The 21568-nt window shown below is 63.1% G+C and carries 16 protein-coding genes and 1 pseudogene; 9 read left to right on the top strand and 8 right to left on the bottom strand.

Going from position 1 to position 21568, the window contains the following annotated elements; all coding sequences use genetic code 11:
* The first annotated feature begins 46 nt into the window (after positions 1-46).
* From ACK6AU_RS11480 to ACK6AU_RS11465, 4 genes are all read left to right on the top strand, one after another.
* Positions 47-718, top strand: a complete 672-nt coding sequence (locus tag ACK6AU_RS11480; RefSeq protein ID WP_185699698.1) for a DNA-3-methyladenine glycosylase I — start codon at positions 47-49, stop codon at positions 716-718.
* 483 nt (positions 719-1201) lie between these two features.
* Positions 1202-1849 carry a histidine phosphatase family protein gene (locus ACK6AU_RS11475; RefSeq protein WP_185699697.1) on the top strand — a complete coding sequence of 216 codons (648 nt, stop codon included), beginning with the start codon at positions 1202-1204 and terminating at the stop codon, positions 1847-1849.
* A 336-nt stretch (positions 1850-2185) separates the two neighbouring features.
* Positions 2186-3859: a lipid IV(A) 4-amino-4-deoxy-L-arabinosyltransferase gene (gene arnT, locus ACK6AU_RS11470; protein WP_260498006.1), complete on the top strand. Its 1674-nt coding sequence runs from the start codon at positions 2186-2188 to the stop codon at positions 3857-3859.
* A 98-nt stretch (positions 3860-3957) separates the two neighbouring features.
* Positions 3958-5493, top strand: coding sequence for an ArnT family glycosyltransferase (locus tag ACK6AU_RS11465; RefSeq protein ID WP_409299380.1), 1536 nt, complete (start codon positions 3958-3960; stop codon positions 5491-5493).
* Between the two features lie 47 nt (positions 5494-5540).
* Here ACK6AU_RS11465 and ttcA read toward each other — a convergent pair whose 3' ends face one another.
* Positions 5541-6365, bottom strand: coding sequence for a tRNA 2-thiocytidine(32) synthetase TtcA (ttcA, locus tag ACK6AU_RS11460; protein WP_409299378.1), 825 nt, complete (start codon positions 6363-6365; stop codon positions 5541-5543).
* A gap of 283 nt (positions 6366-6648) precedes the next feature.
* On the opposite strand from ttcA, the gene ACK6AU_RS11455 reads away from it, so the two are divergent.
* Both ACK6AU_RS11455 and ACK6AU_RS11450 read left to right on the top strand, forming a co-directional pair.
* Positions 6649-7251 (top strand): Yip1 family protein, encoded by a 603-nt coding sequence (locus ACK6AU_RS11455; RefSeq protein ID WP_022640255.1) that lies wholly within the window; start codon positions 6649-6651, stop codon positions 7249-7251.
* A 146-nt stretch (positions 7252-7397) separates the two neighbouring features.
* Positions 7398-7892 (top strand): SprT family zinc-dependent metalloprotease, encoded by a 495-nt coding sequence (locus ACK6AU_RS11450; protein ID WP_185699693.1) that lies wholly within the window; start codon positions 7398-7400, stop codon positions 7890-7892.
* Positions 7893-7899: 7 nt separating this feature from the next.
* On the opposite strand, the gene ACK6AU_RS11445 is transcribed toward ACK6AU_RS11450, so the two are convergent.
* Both ACK6AU_RS11445 and ACK6AU_RS11440 read right to left on the bottom strand, forming a co-directional pair.
* Complete coding sequence (locus ACK6AU_RS11445; RefSeq protein WP_185699692.1) at positions 7900-9081, bottom strand: CaiB/BaiF CoA-transferase family protein; 1182 nt, start codon at positions 9079-9081, stop codon at positions 7900-7902.
* Positions 9082-9228: 147 nt separating this feature from the next.
* Positions 9229-10560: a dicarboxylate/amino acid:cation symporter gene (locus tag ACK6AU_RS11440; RefSeq protein ID WP_185699691.1), complete on the bottom strand. Its 1332-nt coding sequence runs from the start codon at positions 10558-10560 to the stop codon at positions 9229-9231.
* 335 nt (positions 10561-10895) lie between these two features.
* On the opposite strand from ACK6AU_RS11440, the gene ACK6AU_RS11435 reads away from it, so the two are divergent.
* Positions 10896-11894: an AraC family transcriptional regulator gene (locus tag ACK6AU_RS11435; RefSeq protein ID WP_185699690.1), complete on the top strand. Its 999-nt coding sequence runs from the start codon at positions 10896-10898 to the stop codon at positions 11892-11894.
* Positions 11895-11903: 9 nt separating this feature from the next.
* Here ACK6AU_RS11435 and ACK6AU_RS11430 read toward each other — a convergent pair whose 3' ends face one another.
* The 3 genes and pseudogenes from ACK6AU_RS11430 to ACK6AU_RS11420 all read right to left on the bottom strand — a co-directional run bounded on the left by ACK6AU_RS11430 (position 11904) and on the right by ACK6AU_RS11420 (position 14397).
* Positions 11904-13250 carry an ATP-binding protein gene (locus ACK6AU_RS11430; RefSeq protein ID WP_185699689.1) on the bottom strand — a complete coding sequence of 449 codons (1347 nt, stop codon included), beginning with the start codon at positions 13248-13250 and terminating at the stop codon, positions 11904-11906.
* Complete coding sequence (locus ACK6AU_RS11425; RefSeq protein ID WP_185699688.1) at positions 13247-13924, bottom strand: response regulator; 678 nt, start codon at positions 13922-13924, stop codon at positions 13247-13249. The genes ACK6AU_RS11430 and ACK6AU_RS11425 overlap by 4 nt, the downstream gene beginning before the upstream one ends.
* A 117-nt stretch (positions 13925-14041) precedes the next feature.
* Positions 14042-14397: pseudogene (locus tag ACK6AU_RS11420) on the bottom strand (hypothetical protein).
* Between the two features lie 205 nt (positions 14398-14602).
* Between ACK6AU_RS11420 and ACK6AU_RS11415 the strand changes: the two are divergent.
* Complete coding sequence (locus tag ACK6AU_RS11415) at positions 14603-15328, top strand: 4'-phosphopantetheinyl transferase (RefSeq protein WP_185699687.1); 726 nt, start codon at positions 14603-14605, stop codon at positions 15326-15328.
* Positions 15329-15331: 3 nt separating this feature from the next.
* Here the strand turns inward: ACK6AU_RS11415 and ACK6AU_RS11410 are convergent, their stop codons facing one another.
* Together ACK6AU_RS11410 and ACK6AU_RS11405 are read right to left on the bottom strand one after the other, a co-directional pair.
* Positions 15332-16942 (bottom strand): ATP-binding protein, encoded by a 1611-nt coding sequence (locus ACK6AU_RS11410; protein ID WP_185699686.1) that lies wholly within the window; start codon positions 16940-16942, stop codon positions 15332-15334.
* On the bottom strand, positions 16939-17661 hold the full coding sequence (locus tag ACK6AU_RS11405) for a response regulator (protein WP_185699685.1): 723 nt from the start codon (positions 17659-17661) through the stop codon (positions 16939-16941). Before ACK6AU_RS11405 ends, ACK6AU_RS11410 begins: the two co-directional genes overlap by 4 nt.
* 760 nt (positions 17662-18421) lie before the next feature.
* On the opposite strand from ACK6AU_RS11405, the gene ACK6AU_RS11400 reads away from it, so the two are divergent.
* The gene (locus tag ACK6AU_RS11400; RefSeq protein ID WP_409299372.1) at positions 18422-21313 is read left to right on the top strand and encodes a ribonucleoside-diphosphate reductase subunit alpha; all 2892 of its coding nucleotides are present in this window, start codon (positions 18422-18424) and stop codon (positions 21311-21313) included.
* Positions 21314-21568: the final 255 nt, after the last annotated feature.

The following is a 21568-nucleotide window of genomic DNA, read 5'->3' as shown; positions in this document are numbered from 1 at the left end:
CACAACGGACCTTCTGACCGACACTCCCGATCCAACCGGAGCAGGCATGCACGATTACAAATGGCTGAATGAATACTGTCTCAATCGCTTCGGCTCCGCCGCAGCCCTGGAGGCGCGGCTGCCGACTCCGGCCAGCGATGACTACCTGCGCACACTGGGTGCCGATCGCTACCTGTCGCTGCTGGCCTTGCGGGTCTTTCGCGCCGGCCTGAAGCACAGCCTGGTGGACGCCAAGTGGCCGGCCTTCGAACAAGTGTTCTTCGGCTTCGATCCCCACAAGGTAGTGCTGATGGGCGCCGAACACCTGGAGCGGCTGATGCAGGACACGCGGATCATTCGTCACCTGGGCAAGCTCAAGAGCGTCCCGCGCAATGCCCAGATGATCCTCGACGTGGAGCAGCAACATGGCAGCTTCGGCAGCTTCATCGCCGACTGGCCGGTCCAGGACATCACCGGCCTCTGGCAATACCTGGCCAAGCACGGCAACCAGCTGGGCGGCCTGTCGGCGCCACGCTTCCTGCGCATGGTGGGCAAGGACACCTTCATTCCTTCCCAGGACGTGGTGGCAGCACTCAATGCCCAGGGTATCGTCGACAAGGTGCCCAGCAGCAAACGCGACCAGGCCCTGGTACAAGCGGTGTTCAATCAGTGGCAACAGGAAAGCGGCCGTCCGCTGTGCCAGCTGTCGGCGATGCTGGCCTATACGGTCAACCACTAATCCCTTCTTAATTTGCAGACCATCTCCCTGCCTGCAACGGGCAGGGAGATCTTCCTCACTTTCGCCCAACCGACTACGCAAGCTGACAATAAGCTGAACTAAACGCGGGGATTTCTCACTCGCTGTTTGCGATCGGATAAAGTCCGCCTGAACTTCCCCCACGATTAAGACGATCGGTAACGGACTAGCAGAATCGACATTCTGCAATCATTAGCCATGTACAAATGGACTACTAAGCATTGATTAGGCCAGCAACCTGAACAGAGGCTGTCGGGCTTTAAATAATGATCATGACCCATTCGTTTTTTTCACATTGCTTTCACCCTTCGCTAACCCGGCACGCTCTAGATTGGCAGCCAGTTGTAGCGCAGGTCCCGTTACCGGTCTTTTCAGAACATCAGCTCCAACCCGAATGACAAGCCCTCATCCAGAACAGTTCAGGTAAGCGAAGTGATCGATACTGCCAAACCCGGCACGGGTGCCATGCCCCCACGCCCACACCGAGTCCGCAAGGCCATGGTGTGGGCCTGCACCACGACTGTGGCAATCCTCGTCAGCGGCTTCGTGCTCTGGCCTGGCGCGCCCCTGGACCTGGGAGCCGCCAACCAGATGGAAAGCGCAGGCATGTACCGTCATTGGAACAGTGGCGAGGTGATCGCCCTGGTACGCCATGCCGAACGCTGCGACCGTTCGCCTACTCCCTGCGTAGGGCCTGCCGATGGCATCACGCTGACCGGAAGCAGCATGTCCAGGAGGCTGGGCCGGGCCTTCCAGGTCCTGGGCATGGAGTCCACCGATGTCATCAGCAGCCCCGCCACCCGCACCCGGCAAACTGCGGAATTCATGTTCGGCCAACCGGCCAAGACCCAGGACTGGCTGCTCAGCTGCGGCAGCGAACTTGGCGAAACGATCAAGGCGCACAAGGCTCCACGACGCAACCTGGTGCTGGTCACCCACAGCGATTGCATCAGCGACCTGGAGAGCCAACTGGGCTTCGAACACGCCCCCCACAGTCAGTACAACAGTTCGTTGTTCGTCACCCTGAACAGCGATGGCACGTTGCAGATTCTTGGCAGTATCAAGGTCGAGGACTGGCAGCAGGCGCTGGGGCCGGAGGCGGCCAAGTTATAACCCTTTTTTACAACACCCCAACAGATTTCATTCGGCGCGAATACACACTAGACACTTGAGGAAGTTGACTTCGGCAAGAACTGTACTAGTACAAGAAACTACCGCGCTATTTATAACAGCACCGCACCAGTAACAGGACCACGTCAAAGCGAAAAAGACGGCCGCCGTCAATTCTTTACGAGCTGAAAATACTGAGCTTGCTAACTAGTGATGTTTATCGGCTACACCCGATACAAGTAACGCCCCAGCTTCCAGCAGATGAATTAGAGGACAACAATGCACCGCACCTTGCCACCCCAGGCTTATGGAACAAGCACCACGCCGTCCGGCTACACCATGGGTGGAAGTACGACCGACATCCTGCAACGCTGGGGACTGCTCTTTCTTTTGCTGGCCTTCGGCCTGTTCTACCTGCTGCCACTGACTGGCCATGGCCTGTGGATCCCGGATGAGACCCGCTACGCCCAGATCAGCCAGGAAATGCTGCTGAGCGGCGATTGGGTCGCACCGCACTTCATGGGCATCCGCTACTTCGAGAAACCCATTGCCGGATACTGGTTGATCGCCATCGGCCAGGCCGTTTTCGGCGACAACCTGTTCGGCGTGCGCATCGCTTCCGCCGTGAGCACCGGCCTGAGCGTGGTACTGGCCTACCTGATCACCCGGCGGATGTGGAACGACCCACGCAAGAGCTTCGCCGCAGCCCTGCTATACATGAGCTTCGGCCTGGTGGCCGGCCAGGCCGGGTATTCCAATCTCGATCCGCAGTTCAGCCTGTGGGTCAACCTGAGCCTGGTTGCCTTGTGGTTCGCCCTGCACGCCCAGACCGCACGTGCCCGCCTGGTGGCCTGGGCCACCCTGGGCGCGGCCTGCGGCATGGGGTTCATGACCAAGGGCTTCCTGGCCTGGCTGCTTCCGGTACTGATCGCCCTACCCTACGCACTCTGGCAGCGCCGCCTTGGCCAACTGCTGCGCTACGGCCTGGTGGCGGTGCTGGTGGCGGTCCTGATCAGCCTGCCCTGGGTGCTGAGCATCCATGCCCAGGAACCGGACTTCTGGCGTTTTTTCTTCTGGCATGAACATATTCGCCGCTTCGCCGCCGAGAACGCCCAGCACACCCGTCCCTGGTGGTTCTACATTCCCCTGCTCGTGGTCTCGAGCCTGCCGTGGGCGGCCCTCCTGCCCGGCACCCTGCTCCAGGCCTGGAAGGACAAGCGCCAGGCCAGCAGCGGCTTCCTGTTGCTGTGGTTGATCCTGCCGCTGGTGTTCTTCAGCCTCAGCCGCGGCAAGCTGCCGACCTACATCATGCCGTGCTTGCTGCCCCTGGCCGTGCTGATGGGCCATGCCCTGGTTGAGCGCATCAGTGCCGGCCAGGGTCGGGAAGTACGCCTCAACGCCCTGCTCAACCTGGTGATCGGCGTTGGCGCCCTGGTGGCGCTGCTGGTGCTGCAGATCACCCGGCCAGTGTACGGCCACGATGAAATGCTCGGCCTGTCCCTGGTATTCATCATGCTCATGGGCTGGATCATCGCCAACCTGCTGCCCACCTCCAGGCCACTGCAATACTGGGCGGCACCGGCCCTGGGCCTCTGGCTGCTGGTGGCGCTGCTGCCAGCGGGCATGCCTGCGATGATCGTCCACAAGGAGATGCCCGACCAGTTCATCAAGGAACACCTCGAGGAACTCCAGCAGACCAGCACTCTCTTGAGCAACGACCTGGGTGCGGCCTCGGCCCTGTCCTGGCGCCTGCGGCGCCCACAGGTGACGCTGTACAACACCGAGGGCGAGCTGAAATATGGCCTGGCTTACCCTGATGCGATCCAGCGCAAGGTAGACATGGCCGGAATCGGCTCCTGGATGGACGCGGCACGCAAACAAGGCTCGGTAGGCGTCGTCATGCGGGTCAAGGATGTCCTGGAGAACCAGGAAGTGGCCCAACTGCCGCTGGGTGGCAAACGCTACGTGAAAGGCAACCTGCTGATCCTGATCCTGCCCGCAACACAACCCTGACTTGACCTGAGCACACCCTGGAGGCGTCAGCGCCGACTCCGGTCGACGCTGGCATGTCGCGCCCGTCGCCTCCCGACTCAATCCACGGAATCTCGCCCATGAAGATCTGCAACAGCGAACGCAAGGCCCTGGCCCTGCTGCTCGGCGTGTCCGCCCTGATCCTGCTGCTCGGCCTGGGCTCGCGCGAGCTATGGGGACCGGAAACCCGTTGGGCCAACATCGTGCTGCAAATGCTGCAGAGCGGCGACTACTTCGATCCCTCTCTCAAAGGCAGCCCCTATTACGACAAACCCCTGCCCTCCTACTGGCTGATCGTTGCCAGCACCTGGCTGACCGGAGGACTGGGGCACTGGTCGCTGCGATTGTCCTCCGTACTGGCCGCCTGGCTGAGCATCTGGCTGGTATACCGGCTGGGCGAGCAGCTATTGCACAAGGGCACTGGCCTGATCGCCGGCTGGATGCTGGCCACCACCTTCTATTTCGTCTTCTGGGCCCGGGTAGCCACCGCCGACATTCTCACCGTGTGCGGCGTACTGGCCGCGGTGTGGTGGTACTGGCGAGGCCCGGAGGACACCCGCCTGGGGCGCTATACGGTGTTCTTCCTGCTTTTGGCGATCACCTCATTGCTCAAGGGCTTGATCGGCTTTGTCCTGCCGGGCCTGATCCTGCTGCCGCACCTGCTGGCCCAGGGGCGCTGGAAGCGCCATCTCAACCTGCGCCTGGCCCTGGCAATCCTGCTGGCCGGTGCCTTGTACATGGTGCCGTTCCTGCTCTCGCATCTATATGGCACCCCGCACTCCGGAGAAAGCGGCCTGAGCCTGGTGTTTCGCGAGAACGTCGTCCGCTTCTTCGACCCGTTCGACCATGTCGGGCCGATCTACACCTACCTGGTGTACCTGCCGCTCTACACCTTGCCCTGGGCCCCATGCTGGATCCTCGGGCTCTGGGTCGCGACCCGGCGCTGGCGCCAGTTGCAGCCCAACGAGCGCTGGCTGGTCTGGGCCCTGGGCCTGCTGTTCCTGTTCTTCACCGCCAGCGGCAGCCGGCGCAGCTACTACGTCCTGCCCCTGGTGCCCTTCGCCCAGTTGCTGGGCGCCTGGTGGCTGTCCCGGCGCCTGGAGCAGGCACGGGACCAAGGCCGGGAGCGCAGTCGCGGCTGGAACCTGGGATTGGCCAGCGCAGCCATGTTGATGCTGCTGGTGCTGGGGCTGGCCTACCCCTGGAGCAACGGCGGTGGCGGAGTGATCGGCTTCGCCACGCAGGTCAAGGCCGAGGCCAGCCGGATAGCTCCCTGGAACCAATGGCGAATGGTGATGGTGGAGGTCGACAACAAGCTGCCGATGTACGTGCAGAACCAGGGGGCGCCGTTCTACTACGTGCCCGAGAACCAGGACTTCCCGAAGCACGGCACCAGCGCCGACTTCATGGCCTGGCTGGAGCGCACCAGCGGCCAGCACTGGGATCCCCAGCGCACCCTGATCTTCGTGGCACAGGACAACAAAGGCCGGCAGTTGCTGGACTACCTGGGTGACGATCACCAGGTAATCAGGACCCAACCGACCAATGGCGAGCGGCTGGCCGGCAAACCCGCGCAAGGCAACCTGGCGTTCATTCCCCGCCCCACCACGGAATGAAACAGCGTGCCGCGCCGGCAATGAACGGCGCGGCAAATCCCCCAGGCCTAGAGGTTCACTACGTTGACGAAGCGCGGCGTGGCGCTTTCATCGATGCGCAGGCTGGTGAAGTCGAACAGGTTGCGGTCCGCCAGCTGGGACGGGATGACGTTCTGCAGGCCGCGGAAGATGTTCTCGGTCCGCCCCGGGCTCTTGCGCTCCCACTCCTGGAGCATTTCCTTGACCACCTGGCGCTGCAGGTTCTCCTGGGAACCACAGAGGTTGCAGGGGATGATCGGGAACTGCTTGAGGTCGGAATAGGCCTGGATGTCCTTCTCGCTGCAGTAGGCCAGCGGACGGATCACCACGTTACGCCCGTCGTCGGCCAACAACTTGGGCGGCATGGCCTTGAGCGAGCCGTTGTAGAACATGTTGAGGAAGAAGGTCTCGACGATGTCGTCGCGATGGTGACCCAGGGCCATCTTGGTCGCACCGATCTCGTCGGCGAAGGTGTACAGGGTGCCGCGGCGCAGGCGCGAGCACAGCGAGCAGGTAGTCTTGCCTTCCGGTATCAGCTCCTTGACCACCGAGTAAGTGTCCTTCTCGACGATGTGGTACTCGATCCCCAGTTCCTTGAGGTAGGCCGGCAGTACGTGCTCGGGGAAGCCAGGCTGCTTCTGGTCCATGTTCACCGCGACGATCTCGAACTTGATCGGGGCCACCTTCTGCAGGTGCAGCAGCACGTCGAGCATGGTGTAGCTGTCCTTGCCGCCGGACAGGCAGACCATGACCTTGTCGCCATCTTCGATCATGTTGAAATCGGCGACCGCTTCGCCCGCCTGCCGGCGCAGGCGTTTCTGCAGTTTGTTCTGGTTGACCGTAAGAGTGCCCATGGCGCTTGGAATCCGCGAGGTGTGTGACGAAAAGCCGGATATTTTACGCAAAAACACTCGCCCCGCGAAAGCGCTGCCGAGCAGCGGCCACAGGGTCGGCAGTGACAGAGGCCCTGGCGATTAGCCCAGGCTTTTACAGCGCAATTTGCTCTAAAGAGGTGCACATCTGGCGACAACTCCTCCCTATACTGCGACATAAGGTCGCATATACAGACCTGCACTGTGCCACGTGGTTGTAGCGCTCCGCAGGGGGGCGATGGCAACAACAAAGGAGTGACTGACCATGATTCATCATGTCGTAGGACTCTTCACCCACCCCGATCAGGAATGGCGAGACATCCGTGGCGATGCCGAAGAAAGCATCAGCCACATGTACCTCACCCACACATTGATCCTGGCGGCGATCCCCGCTATCTCGGCCTTCATCGGCACCACCCAGGTCGGCTGGGTCATCGGCAGCCGCGCGCCGGTGATGCTGACCAGTGAAAGTGCCCTGTGGATGACCATCATGTCGTACCTGGCCATGCTTGGCGGTGTCGGGGTCATGGGCGGCTTCATCCATTGGATGGCCCGCACCTATGACGCCAATCCGAGCCTGGCGCGCTGCGTGGCCTTCGCCACCTATACCGCGACCCCGCTGTTCGTCGGCGGGCTGGCGGCGCTCTACCCGCACATGTGGCTGGGCATGATCGTCGGCACGGCGGCCATCTGCTACACGGTGTACCTGCTCTATGTCGGGCTGCCGACCTTCATGAACATCCCGTCCGACGAAGGTTTCCTGTTCTCCAGCTCGGTGCTGGCGGTGGGACTGGTGGTGCTGGTGGCGATCATGGCGTTCACCGTCATCGTCTGGGGCCTGGGCGTCGGCCCCGTCTACACCAACTGACGCCGCGCCAATAATAATCCTCTGTCTGCCAATACAGGCCGCCGCAAGGCGGCCTTCCTCTTTGCGGGCATGACCATTGGGCGGCTTGGCGGTTCGGATTCAGCGGCCTTTGCGGCATACTCGAGCGCTCTGGAGAACCGCCAAGCATGCCCGAGCAACTCAATACCCGCGTCGAAGACTGTTTCCTACTTGCTGAATCCTTTTTCAAACGCCCCTTCAAGCGACCGGTGGTCAGCCTCAAGTTGCGTGGCCAGAAAGCCGGGGTCGCCCACCTGCACGAGAACCTGCTGCGCTTCAACCTGCAGTTGTACCGGGAGAACACCGCGGACTTCCTCAAGCAGACCGTGGCCCACGAAGTGGCGCACCTGATCGCCCACCAGCTGTTCGGCGATCGCATCCAGCCCCACGGCGAGGAATGGCAGCTGATCATGCGCGGGGTCTACGAACTGCCGCCCAATCGCTGCCATACCTACGAGGTGCAGCGGCGCCGCGTGACCCGCTACATCTACCGCTGCCCCTGCGCCCAGAGCGATTTTCCGTTTTCCGCCCAGCGCCACAAGCTGGTGGCCCAGGGGCGGCGCTACCTGTGCAGGCGTTGCCGGCAGACCCTGGTCTACAGCGGCGAAACCCGGGTCGAGTGACCTGCCCCTAGGCGATCACCCGGTCGCGTCGCAATGCCTCGATCCGCTCGGCGTCGTATCCCAACTCCGCCAACACCTCGGCGGAATGGGCCCCCAGCCTTGCGCCGACATGTCGCGGCTCGGGCAGGCCCGCGGAAAACTTCAGCGGACAAGCGATCTGCGCCTGCCGACTGCCATCCTCGCGCGGTACCTGGCTGACCAGCTGGCGCGCCTGCAACTGTGGATGCGCCAAGGCCTCGGCCAGGCCCAGCACCGGCTCGACACAGGCATCCAGGTCCTCGAACAGCCGGCACAATTCGACAAAATCATGTTTCTCGAATTCGACCTGCAAGGCGTGCTTGAGGGCCTGCTGCTGTTCGGGTACGGGCGATAGCCCCTGGGCCGCCAGTTCCGGCCGCCCCAGGGCCCCACACAACTGCTGCATGAACCCCGGCTCCAGACTGCCCACCGATAACCAGCGCCCGTCGCGGGTACGGTAATAGTCATAGAAACTGCCACCGTTGAGCACTTGCTGCTCCATCCCGGGCTCCACCCCACAAGCCAGGTAGCCGGCACCGGCCATGGCGTGGAGGCTGAACACGCAGTCGGTCATGCTCACGTCCAGGTGCTGGCCCTGGCCACTGTGCTGGCGGGCGACCACTGCGGCCAGCAGGCCGATCACTCCGTGCAGGGAGCCGCCGGCGATGTCCGCCACCTGGATACCCAGGGGCAACGGCCCCTGTTGCCGGCGGCCGGTCTGGCTGGCCAGGCCGGCCAGGGCCAGGTAGTTGATGTCATGCCCGGCGCGATCCTTGTAGGGGCCAGTCTGGCCGTAGCCGGTGATGGACACGTAGATCAGCCGCGGATTGATCGCCTTCAAGGCCTCGTAGCCCAGCCCCAGGCGCTCCATCACCCCCGGACGGAACTGCTCGAGGACGATGTCGTAGTCCTGCACCAGTTGCCGCACCACCTCCAGGGCCTCGGGTCGCTTCAGGTCCAGGGCCAGGCTGCGCTTGTTGCGGTTGAGGTAGGCATGGCTGGCCGATACGCCCTGGTCATGGGGCGGCAGGACCCGCAGCAAGTCCATGCGGGTCGGCGACTCGATGCGCAGCACCTGCGCGCCCATGTCCGCCAGCAGCAGCGAAGCGAACGGCCCCGGCAGCAGGGTAGAGAAATCCAGTACCTTGAGTGACGCCAACGGCCCTTGCATGTGCCTCTCCTTCTGATCGACAGCCCACAGAGTAGGCAGCCACGGCGCGTCCGCCAATCACCGCAGCGGTCAGCGACAATGACCGTTGCGCTCAAGGCACGGGGCAATAAAAAACCCGCCGAGGCGGGTTTTTTCATACGACGAAGCTTACCTGACGCTTGGCGCCGGGCCTTCGGCCACGCCCAGGTCGTCGGTTTCGCGGGTGTCGATGATCGCCCGACCACCGGAGGCCAGCTCGGCTTGCAGCTTGTCTTCGTCCAGTTCCTTGACCCACTTGGCGACCACTACGGTGGCCACGGCGTTGCCCACCAGGTTGGTCAGGGCACGGGCTTCGGACATGAAGCGGTCGATGCCGAGGATCAGCGCCAGGCCGGCCACTGGCAGGTGGCCCACGGCCGACAGGGTAGCCGCCAGGACGATGAAGCCGCTACCGGTGACGCCGGCAGCGCCCTTGGACGACAGCAGCAACACCAGCAGCAGGGTGATCTGGTGGGTGATGTCCATGTGGCTATCGGTGGCCTGGGCGATGAACACCGCGGCCATGGTCAGGTAGATCGAGGTGCCGTCCAGGTTGAAGGAGTAACCGGTGGGGATCACCAGGCCGACCACCGACTTCTTGGCGCCCAGGCGCTCCATTTTGATCAGCATGCGCGGCAGCGCCGACTCCGAGGAGGAAGTGCCCAGTACGATCAGCAGTTCTTCACGGATGTAGCGGATCAGCTTGATCACGCTGAAGCCGTGGGCACGGCAGATGGCGCCCAGGACCACCAGCACGAACAGCACGCAGGTGATGTAGAAGCAGATCATCAGCTGGCCCAGTTGCACCAGCGAACCCACGCCGTAGGCACCGATGGTGAACGCCATGGCGCCCAGCGCGCCCAGGGGAGCCAGCTTCATGATCATGTTGATGATGTTGAACATCACGTGGGCGAAGCGGTCGATGAAGTCCAGGATCGGCTTGCCATAGGCGCCCAGGCGATGCAGGGCGAAACCGAAGATCACCGAGAACATCAGCACTTGCAGGATGTCGCCGTTGGCGAAGGCACCGACGATGGTCGCCGGGATGACGTTGAGAATGAAGGCGACGACGCTCTGCTCGTTACCGGCGGACACGTAGGCGGCGACTTTCGAGGCGTCCAGGGTCGAGGCGTCGATATGCATGCCGGCGCCCGGCTGCACGACGTTGACCACCACCAGGCCGATCAGCAGGGCGATGGTGGAGACGATTTCGAAGTACAGCAGCGCGTAGCCACCGGTCTTGCCCACCGACTTCATGTTCTGCATGCCGGCGATGCCACTCACCACGGTGCAGAAAATGATCGGCGCGATGACCATCTTGATCAGTTTGATGAAGCCGTCGCCCAAGGGCTTGAGGGCCACCCCCGCCTGGGGATAGAAGTGACCGAGCAGGATGCCGATGGCGATGGCAACGATCACCTGGAGATACAGGGATTTGTACAGTGGCTGACGAGTCGTCATTGCAAAGTTCCTCAAGAGCCCCGGCATGCTGCTTCCATCACGGCATGCGGTGCCTAAAGTGCGAACCCTCCTGCGCTGGAGGGATTTGTTGTGTCGAGCTGCACACCGGCAGATCTGCAAGCGCTGTCGCAAGGCCCGTGCCACCTTGCGAAAAAGCCATACAGACCTTGTAAAACAAGGGGTTAGAGCCGAACTCCGTTTCCAGTGAGCAACGCCGAGCCTGGCGGTTTTCCGCCCGCCCGCCGATTCTCGCCCTACAATTTGGCGGATATCCGCCTTGTTCCCCCCTGGCGGTGCTGGCTAAGATCCGCCACTCAATGGACGGACCAGCCCGCATGCGCGAACGCACTATCGCCAGCCACTTTGCCCGGGCCGCCCTCGGCGGCGCGCATCGTCGCGGCTACGACTACCTGCCGCTGCTACAGCGCCTGGGCATCGGCCCCGAGTTGCTGCACCAGCCCAGAGCCCGCCTCGCTCCCGAGCAGTTCACCCAGTTGTTGCAACAGCTATGGCTGGAAATGGACGACGAATACCTGGGGTTCGGCGATGGCCCGAGCAAACCCGGGACCTTCGCCATGATGTGCCACGCCCTGATCCACTGTCGCACCCTGGAGAAGGCGCTCAATCGCGGATTATTGTTTTATGGCCTCTTCCCGCAGGCCCCGCGCCTGAGCCTGACGCGTGAAGGAGACATGGCCCGGCTGAGCCTGGACGACTCCGAACTCTGGGACCCCGAGCACTTTCTCAGCGAATGCCTGCTGGTGATCTGGCACCGGCTGGGCAGCTGGCTGATCGGCCAGCGAGTCCGCCTGGAGCAGGCCTGTTTCAGTTATCCGCGCCCTGAACACGGCGCGGAATACGACTTGCTGTTCCCCTGCCCACTGCAATTCGACCAGCCCCACAGCAGCTTGTTGTTCCACAGTCGCTACCTGGGCATGCCCTTGCTGCAGGATGAACGGACCCTCAAGCACTTTCTCGAACGCTCCCCCGCCGACCTGCTGTCGCGCCCCGATGAAGGCGACAGCCTCGCCAGCCAGTTGCGCCGCCTGCTGGCCCGCGATCGCGGGCACTGGCCGGACCTGGAAAGCGTCGCCCAACACATGCGCGTCAGCCCCCAGACCCTGCGCCGGCATCTACGGGAAGAGGGCCTGAGTTTCCAGGAACTCAAGGACGAGCTGCGGCGCGATATCGCCATCTATCACCTGGGGCGCGCCGACCTGTCGTTGCAACAGATCGCCGAACAACTGGGGTTTTCCGAACCCTCGGCCTTCCATCGGGCCTTCAAGAAGTGGACCGGTCTGACCCCGGGCGCCTATCGCGCCCGGACCCAGTGAGCAACCAGGCTAAAGGACCGGAAAGTGGATCCGGAAGGCCGCCCCGCCCAGGGCTGAATCGCCCAGGGCCAGGCGCGCGCCGTAGCTTTCGATGATGTCCTTGACCACCGCCAGGCCAATACCCTGCCCCGGATGCTGGCGATCCAGGCGTTCGCCACGCTGGAGGATCCGTGCCCGCTGGTCCGGCGGCACCCCCGGCCCGTCATCCTCCACACACAACTCGGAACCATCGAGGCTCTCGCGCACGCTGATGCGCACCGAACCCAGGCACAGGCGGTAGGCGTTTTCCAGCAGGTTACCCAGCAGCTCCAGCAAGGCACCGTGCTCGATCGGCAGGTAGCAGCGCTCGGGCAGGTCGAACGAGACCCGTACCTGCTTGTCGCGATAGACCTTGTCCAGGGTGTCGCACAGGCTCTGCAACAATGGCCGCAGGCGTACCTGATGGCGCACCAGGCCGCTCTTGCGCAGGCTGGCTCGCTGCAGCTGGTAGCTGATCTGCTGGCTCATGCGTTCGATCTGGGTTTGCAGGACCCAGGCCTGCTCACGATCCTGGGGCCGCAGGGCCATGTCCTCGCTGACCCCTTGCAATACCGTCAGCGGGGTCTTGAGGCTATGGGCCAGGTCGTCCAGGGAATCCCGATAGCGGCTACGCTGGTCGCGCTCGCTTTGCAGCAGGCGGTTGAGCGACCCCGTCAGGCGCAGCAGCTCGCGCGGATGTTCCTCGCTCAGGCTCTGGCGGGTGCCGCTCTCGATCTGGTCTAGCTCCTGGCTCAGGCGCCGCAGCGCCTGCAATCCCCAGGTCAAGCCCAGCCAGAGCAGCGCCAGCAGCACCAGCAACGCCGCACCGAAGCCCAGGTAGAGGTTCTCGCGCACCCCTTCCAGGGTCTGCTGGTACTCGCGCACCGGCTGCAAGGCGACGATGCTGAACGCCGCGCTCTTGCCTCCCAGCAGCTTGATCTCGACATCGTAGACGAAGAACTCCTGGCCATTGGCCTCGCGGATCCTGGCGAACTCGTTGCCACGTCCGTCGTAGCGCGGCCGATAGTTGATGTTTTCTTCCTGGGTGGCCCGGGAACGCCAGACCAGATGCCCCTCGCGATCATAGATGTAGCCCAGCAGGCGGCTATCGGCGAGATTGAAACGCTCGTCGGGCAATTGCGCTGGCATCTGCAGGCGGTTGTCCTCGATGCGCGCAGCCGAGATCAGGGTAGTGACGTCCGAAGCCAGGCGCTGCTCGATGGAGTCCTGCAGGGCCAGGCTGAAAGCGCCCTGCATGGCCGGCAGCAAGGCCAGCATGAACAGGACCGCGAGGAGGGTTGCTGCCAGCATCAAGCGCAGGCGCAGCGAACGAATCATCGGCAGCGCTCATTGAACAGGTAGCCCAGGCCGCGCACCGTATCGATCGGCTTGAAGCCCGACGGCGCTTCAAGCTTGCGCCGCAACCGCCCCACCAGCACTTCGATGACATTCGGATCGCGCTCGTCATCGTCCGGATACAACTGCTCCATCAGCCGGTCCTTGGCCACCACTTGCTGGTGATGGCGCATCAGGTATTCGAGGATCCGGTATTCGTAGGCCGTCAGGGCCAGGGGCTGCTCATCCAGGGACGCCTGCTTGCGATTGAGGTCCAGCAGCAGCGGGCCGGCGACTATGGTCGACTGGGTGAAACCACTGGAGCGCCGCAACAGTGCATTGAGCCGGGCCTCCAGCTCCTCGAACTGGAATGGCTTGACCACATAGTCGTCGGCGCCGGAGGCCAGGCCTTCGACTTTGTCCTGCCAGTTGCCGCGGGCCGTGAGGATGAGGATCGGGAACGTCTTGCCGCGGGCGCGCAGTTGCCTGATCAGATCCAGCCCGCCCATGCCCGGCAGGCCCAGGTCGATCACCGCCAGGTCGTGGTTGAACTGCTCGGTCTGGTACAACGCCTCTTCGGCATTGGCCACGGACTCGACGACATGACCACTGTCGGTAAGGCGGGTTTGCAAATGATGACGCAACAGCGCCTCATCCTCGACGACCAGCAATTTCATAATGCTCTCCCAGGCAACATTCGACGTCTGCGGGGCACTCCTGCGCCCAGATGATTAATACCCAACGCCGGACCGTGCCAAGGCAAGGTCCGGCGTGGTTCAAACCCGGCCGCTCGTTCAGGAAGCGTAGTTGGCCGAGAGATAGGTTTGGGTGCTACTGGTGAGGCTCAGCGCCCCCTGCTTGCCAGCGCCACGCTCGCTCGTCTGGATCCCGGCATTGCTGCGCAGGTAGCGATAGCCGAGCTCCAGCGAGGTGTTTTGTGAAACCTGCTGCAGGACACCGGCAAGAACCGGTCATGACTGCCCAGCAGGTTCTGCTGGCGCCGCTTGATGCCATTGTGCGAACCGGATTTCTTGATCTTGTCGCGGGTCTGGCCGAAGGACAGGCCGGCGAAGTTGCTGTCGGCGCCCTGGGCGGCAGCGCTGGCACCGGGAACGGTAAAGGCCAGCAGCAGTTTTTTCAACGAAGTCATAGGAAGCTTACTTTGCGCCATAGACGTTTAGGTAAGGCGCAAGAGTAAACGGCCCGCCCTGAACTCCCACTGAACACCTCTTAACCTCACCTGAACCGCAGCCCCGAGGCATCGCCCCCACAGCTACCGGCAGCACCAGCCACCTTTCTTTTTATATAGAGCGCACGACTACCCACCCAGGATGCAACCCGGCACACTAGCAGCCATGAACGAACACCAACTCCTCCCCGCCTGCTGTACCGTCCCGCAAGCTTCCTGGCCCCTGCCGGAGGCCTTGCCCAATACCCTCTTGCTCAGTACCCGGTTCGACTCCAAGCAGTTGGCTGCCGACGACTTCCAGCGCAGCGGCATCGAGGCCCCAGCGAACATCCAGCGCTCGGTGGCCAAGCGCCAGGCCGAGTTCCTCGCGGGGCGCCTGTGCGCACGGAACGCGTTGTGGCAGTTGCAAGGACTGGACTGGGTACCGGCGATCGGCGATGACCGCGCACCGGTCTGGCCGGAGCATATCTGCGGCTCGATCACCCACAGCACCGGCCGCGCCGCGGCCATCGTCGCCGATAAGCGGCATTGGCGAGCCCTGGGCATGGACCTGGAAGTAATGCTCGAAAGAGAACGCTCGGCCAGCCTGGCAGGGCATATCCTGACCCCCGCCGAGCTGCAGCGCCGCGACCAGCTACCAGACGAACTGCACGCCCTGGCGGTGACCCTGACCTTCTCGATCAAGGAAAGCCTATACAAGACCCTGTACCCACTGGTGCGCAAGAATTTCTACTTCGAGCATGCCGAGGTGCTGGAGTGGAACCTCGATGGTCAAGTGCGCCTGCGCTTGCTGACCGAGTTGTCCGCGGAGTGGCACCAGGGGCGCGAGCTCGACGGCCAGTTCACCGTCGAGGACGGGCAGGTCCTGAGCCTGGTCGCCATTCCCGCCTGAGCCTTAGCGCGGCTCCTGCTGCCGTGGCCAGCTGAGACTGAAGCAGGCGCCGCCCAGGCTCTTGCTACGGCCGATCAGCGCCCGGCCACCGTGCCAGTAGATAATCCGCCGCACGATCGACAGTCCCAATCCATGGCCGCCGGACGCCCGGGTCCGACTGTCATCCAGGCGCAGGAACGGCGTAAAGATTTTCTCCCAGGCGCTCTCGGGCACGCCGGGACCATCGTCCTCCACATCCACCCGACAGCGCGACTGGCCCACCTGGTAGCTGACGGTCACCTGGGACTCGGCATGCCGCATGGCGTTGCCCACCAGGTTCTGCAGGGCGCGGTGCAGATAACGCGGCTCGGCCTCGACCCAGGCGCCATCGCAATCGGCGGCCGACAGGCACAGGCCACGCCGGACCTGGAGGTTGGCGCGCAACGGCGCCAGTTCACCGATCACCTGGTTGATCAGGGCGTCCAGGTCGATCCGCTGGAAATTCAAGGCCGGCGAGCCCTGTTCCAGGCGAGCATAGGTGAGCATCTCGTCCACCAGCCGGTCGAGGTCCTGGATGTCGTTGTCCATGCCGTCCAGGTGCTTGTGCCGTGCCTGGTCGGTACTCGCGGTGGCGATCATCTCCAGGCCGAAACGCAGGCGCGCCACCGGGGTGCGCAACTCATGGGATACAGCACGTACCAATTCGCGCTGGATCGCCAGCAACCGCTGCAGATGTTCGGCCATGTCGTTGAAGGCCGCCGCCAGGCGCCCTACCGAATCCGCGCCCCTGGCCGGCACCCGGACCTCCAGGCTGCCCTTGGCGATACGCGTGGCAGCCGCCTCCAGGCCATTGACCCGGCGCTCCAACTGGCGCACCAGCAGATAGACGATCAGACCGATCAGACTCAAGCCCAGCACCGCGATCAACACCAGCCACTGCGGCGGATAGGGATTCATCTGGTACAGCGGGCCGATCTCCAGCACCCAGGGCGTGCCCACCAGCCCGGCGAACACCCGGATCGAGTCTCCCCCCTTGCCCAGCGCCATCACGGTATCGCCTTCGGCGACCCGGCGGCGCTGGTCATCGTCCATGTCGGTGGCGTCCAGGGTCGACAAGTGCATGTCGAAGCCGAACCCCTTGTCCTGCTTCAACGCCGCCAGGCGCTGGGGCTGCTCGGCCACGGGATAGCGCACCAACTCGTCCGCCAACAGATAGATGGTGGCCCGGGCCAGTTGCTCGCTGATCTGCTGGACCTCGGCGCTGAGCAGCAACTGCTCCTTGTCGCTGACCAGGCGGTAGACCCGGGCCGCGAACGGGCCGGTCTGCTCCACCAGGGCCTGGCCGCGCAGCACCCGGCCACGCTGGCTGCTGTCCAGGTCGGTCTGGCTGAAGGTCTTGAGGCTCAGGGGAATGCCCAGCAACCGCTCCCAGACGGCCAGGGCCCGGCGACGCTCGATCTCGCTCATCGGCTGCAGGTTGTCGGCCATCAGGGAGAAAGTGCCGTGGGCCAGGCGCTCGCGGTATTGCTCGCTGCGCACCTGGTTGAGCAGGTGCAGGGCCAGCACCCCGAGCAGCGCCACCAGGACCAGGGCGGCGCACATGCCGCCATAGATACGCAGGAAGATCGAGTTCACAGCGGCATGTCGGCAGCGGCTTCGGGCACGAACAGGTACCCCTTGCTGCGGATGGTCTTGATCAGCCGCGGATGCTCCGGGTCATCGCCGATCTTGGGGCGGATGCGCGAGATGCGGACGTCGATGGAACGGTCCTGGCCGTCATAACCGATACCGCGCAAGGCCGTGAAGATTTCCTCACGGGACAGGATCCGTCCGGCATTGACCACCAATAGCCACAACAGGTCGAACTCGGCGCTGGTGAGCTCGATCCCGGCATCGCACAGCCAGGCTTCGCGCAAGGCGTTGTCCACCACCAGCGGACCGAACTGCAGGCGCCGGGTCTTCTCCCGGGCAGGCTCAGGCGCCTCGCTACGCCGCAGCAGAGCCTGAATCCGTGCCAGCAGCAAGCGCGGGCGCACCGGCTTGCAGACATAGTCATCGGCCCCCAGGTCCAGGCCCATGACCTGGTCCATGTCATCGGTGCGCGCGGTGAGCATGAGGATCGGCCCGTCATAGCGAGCGCGGACCTTGCGGCAGATGCTCAAGCCGTCTTCCCCGGGCAGCATCAGGTCGAGGATCACCAGGTCCGGTTGCTCGGCGATGATCCGCGCGGCGGCCAGGGCACCGTTGCCTTCGATCGCCACCCGCAATCCGTTGCTCTCCAGATATTCCCGGGTCAACTCAGCCAGACGCTGGTCATCCTCGACAATCAGTACCTGCCAGGCTTCTTGCTCCACGCTCGACCTCTTCTTGTTTTTTGTTGCCAGCATTGGGCGCAACTGAACGCGTACATCCTTCTGTCATGAAAAAGACCGATAACCGGCCCTGAGGAAGACGCCTTGCGCGGGGGATCGCGACGGATTGTAGCAACCGCCGCAGGCCTCCATACAAGCCACTGAAACGGCTCGGACAGGACGGTTTTTTGTGATAGGGTTCGCGCCCGCAAAAATCCGTTCCCGGGCAATTTTTGCAGGTAAAAAACAGTGACAAACGGTTCCATGCAGTGGGACTGCGGGCTGCGAGAGTTTTACCCAGTCCATGCACACTTTACGCACAAACTTATCCACAGGCCGTACGTTGCAACCCCCCCAAAAACGCATTATCTTGTAGCCCGGCGGCTAAAAAACCCTATATCTAGGGTTTCACCCAAAAAACCAAACACAATTCAGACAAGAAACTCAAGCGCTTTTCTTGCGCCCGTTTGGTGGAACCAATCGCTGTTTTAGAAGACCAACACCGCGCGTGCGGATGGCACCGTTTTCCACCCTGCCCAGGAGAAGACGGTACGGGTGTTGCAGCAACAGACTGCCACCCAGGAACAAGGTGTCGGAGCCCATGCCCGGCACCCAGGACTTCGGCATGGAAGCGGCGCCAACAGCCCCCTTCCTGAACTGTTCCGAAGTCGTCATGCCGGCTTGTGCCGGCTGCAGTGCTTCTGGACGGAACGGTGGGCACCTTCTTGGTGCCCAAATAAACATAGAGAACGTGGAGACACCCATGCAAACCGACACAACTCGCGAGAACCCGCAGGCCCATGCGCCGCAGGCCGGCGATTCCAACCTGGATCTGTCTGCTACCGCACCTGGCCAACTGCGCGTGATCAAGCGTAACGGCACTGTCGTTCCCTACACCGACGACAAGATCACCGTCGCTATCACCAAAGCGTTCCTCGCAGTTGAAGGCGGCACCGCTGCCGCCTCGTCGCGAATCCACGACACCGTGGCACGCCTGACCGAACAGGTCACCGCCACCTTCAAGCGTCGCATGCCTTCGGGCGGCACCATCCATATCGAAGAAATCCAGGACCAGGTCGAACTGGCCCTGATGCGCGCCGGCGAACAGAAAGTCGCCCGCGACTACGTGATCTATCGCGACTCCCGCGCCAAGGAACGCGCCACCCGCTCCAGCAGCGAAGAACCGGTGAACGCCCATCCCTCGATCCGCATCACTCGCGCCGACGGCAGCTTCGCGCCCCTGGACATGGGCCGCCTGGGCACCATCGTCAGCGAAGCCTGCGAAGGTCTGGAAGAAGTCGACGGCGACCTGATCCAGCGCGAAACCCTGAAGAACCTGTACGACGGCGTGGCCATCAAGGACGTCAACACCGCCCTGGTAATGACCGCCCGCACCCTGGTGGAACGCGAGCCCAACTACTCGTTCGTCACCGCCCGCCTGCTGATGGACACCCTGCGCGCCGAAGCCCTGGGTTTCCTGGGCGTCGCCGACAGCGCCACCCACCACGAGATGGCCGACCTGTACGCCAAGGCTCTGCCGGCCTACGTCGCCAAGGGCGTGGAGTTCGAACTGCTGAACCCGATACTGGCCGAATTCGACCTCGAGAAACTGGGCAAGGCCATCAACCACGAGCGTGACCAGCAGTTCACCTACCTGGGCCTGCAGACCCTGTACGACCGCTACTTCATCCACAAGGACGGCGTGCGCTTCGAACTGCCGCAGATCTTCTTCATGCGCGTGGCCATGGGCCTGGCGATCGAAGAGAAACAACGCGAAGACCGCGCCATCGAGTTCTACAACCTGTTGTCGTCCTTCGACTACATGGCTTCGACCCCGACCCTGTTCAACGCCGGCACCCTGCGTCCACAGCTGTCCAGCTGCTACTTGACCACCGTTCCAGACGACCTGTCGGGCATCTACGGCGCCATCCACGACAACGCCATGCTGTCGAAATTCGCCGGCGGCCTGGGTAACGACTGGACCCCGGTACGCGCCCTGGGCTCGTACATCAAGGGCACCAACGGCAAGTCCCAAGGCGTCGTGCCGTTCCTGAAGGTGGTCAACGACACCGCCGTCGCGGTCAACCAGGGCGGCAAGCGCAAGGGCGCGGTCTGCGCCTACCTGGAAACCTGGCACCTGGACATCGAGGAATTCCTCGAGCTGCGCAAGAACACCGGTGACGACCGGCGCCGCACCCACGACATGAACACCGCCAACTGGATCCCGGACCTGTTCATGAAGCGCGTCTTCGACGACGGCAAGTGGACCCTGTTCTCGCCATCGGAAGTGCCTGACCTGCACGACCTGACCGGCAAGGCCTTCGAAGAGCGCTACGAGTACTACGAAGCCCTGACCGAGTACAACAAGATCAAGGTGTTCAAGACCATCCAGGCCAAAGACCTGTGGCGCAAGATGCTGTCGATGCTGTTCGAGACCGGCCACCCATGGCTGACCTTCAAGGACCCATGCAACCTGCGCTCGCCACAGCAGCACGTAGGCGTGGTCCACAGCTCGAACCTGTGCACCGAGATCACCCTGAACACCAACGCCGACGAGATCGCCGTGTGCAACCTGGGCTCGATCAACCTGCCGAACCACATCGTCGACGGCAAGCTGGATACCGCCAAGCTGGCGCGTACCGTCAAGACCGCCGTGCGCATGCTCGACAACGTGATCGACATCAACTACTACTCGGTGCCGCAAGCGCAAAACTCGAACTTCAAGCACCGTCCAGTGGGCCTGGGCATCATGGGCTTCCAGGACGCGCTGTACCTGCAGCACATCCCGTATGGCTCCGACGCCGCGGTGAACTTCGCCGACAAGTCGATGGAAGCGGTCAGCTACTACGCCATCCAGGCTTCCTGCGACCTGGCCGATGAGCGCGGCGCCTACCAGACCTTCGACGGCTCGCTGTGGTCCAAGGGCATCCTGCCGCTGGACAGCCAGCAGATCCTGATCGAGGCCCGTGGCGCCAAGTACATCGACGTCAACCTGGAAGAGTCCCTGGACTGGGCGCCGATCCGCGAGCGCGTGAAGAAAGGCATCCGCAACTCGAACATCATGGCCATCGCGCCGACCGCGACCATCGCCAACATCACTGGCGTATCGCAGTCGATCGAGCCGACCTACCAGAACCTGTACGTGAAATCGAACCTGTCCGGCGAGTTCACCGTGATCAACCCGTACCTGGTACGCGACCTCAAGGCTCGCGGCCTGTGGGACTCGGTCATGATCAACGACCTGAAGTACTACGACGGTTCGGTGCAGCAGATCGAGCGTATCCCGCAAGAGCTGAAGGACCTGTACGCCACCGCGTTCGAAGTCGAGACCAAGTGGATCGTCGATGCCGCCTCCCGTCGCCAGAAGTGGATCGACCAGGCCCAATCGCTGAACCTGTACATCGCCGGCGCTTCGGGCAAGAAGCTGGACGTGACCTACCGCATGGCCTGGTACCGTGGCCTGAAGACCACTTACTACCTCCGTGCACTGGCCGCCACCAGCACCGAGAAGTCCACCATCAACACCGGCAAGCTGAACGCTGTTTCCAGCGGCGGCGACCACGGTGACAGCTCGGTCCTGGCAGCCCCTGCCGGTCCTGCCCCGGTACCGAAGGCTTGCGCCATCGACGAGCCGGATTGCGAGGCTTGCCAATAAGCTGAGTAGACAGGCGCCCTTATCGGCGCCTGTGCCAACCCCCGATACGCCCCTGGTGTATCGGGGGTTTTCTTTTGCCCGCGACAAACCGCGCGCTAGCGGCCTCGCGAACAACTCCTGCCCCTGCCTGACGCGCGCCAGCACTCCGACGGGCCACCCCAGGCCACCCCCGCAAAGACCAGTCAGCGGCGAACAGGCATAAAAAAGCCCCTCAGAGAGGGGCTTCTTGTCCAACACGCCAGAGTGGCATCAGGT

Origin of the sequence: Pseudomonas sp. KCJK8993 (genome assembly GCF_046230915.1) — a bacterium.
In the GTDB taxonomy this organism is placed as follows: domain Bacteria; phylum Pseudomonadota; class Gammaproteobacteria; order Pseudomonadales; family Pseudomonadaceae; genus Aquipseudomonas; species Aquipseudomonas piscis.
The sequence above is the reverse complement of the archived record's forward strand: the minus strand, read 5'-3'. Positions and strand labels throughout refer to the sequence as shown.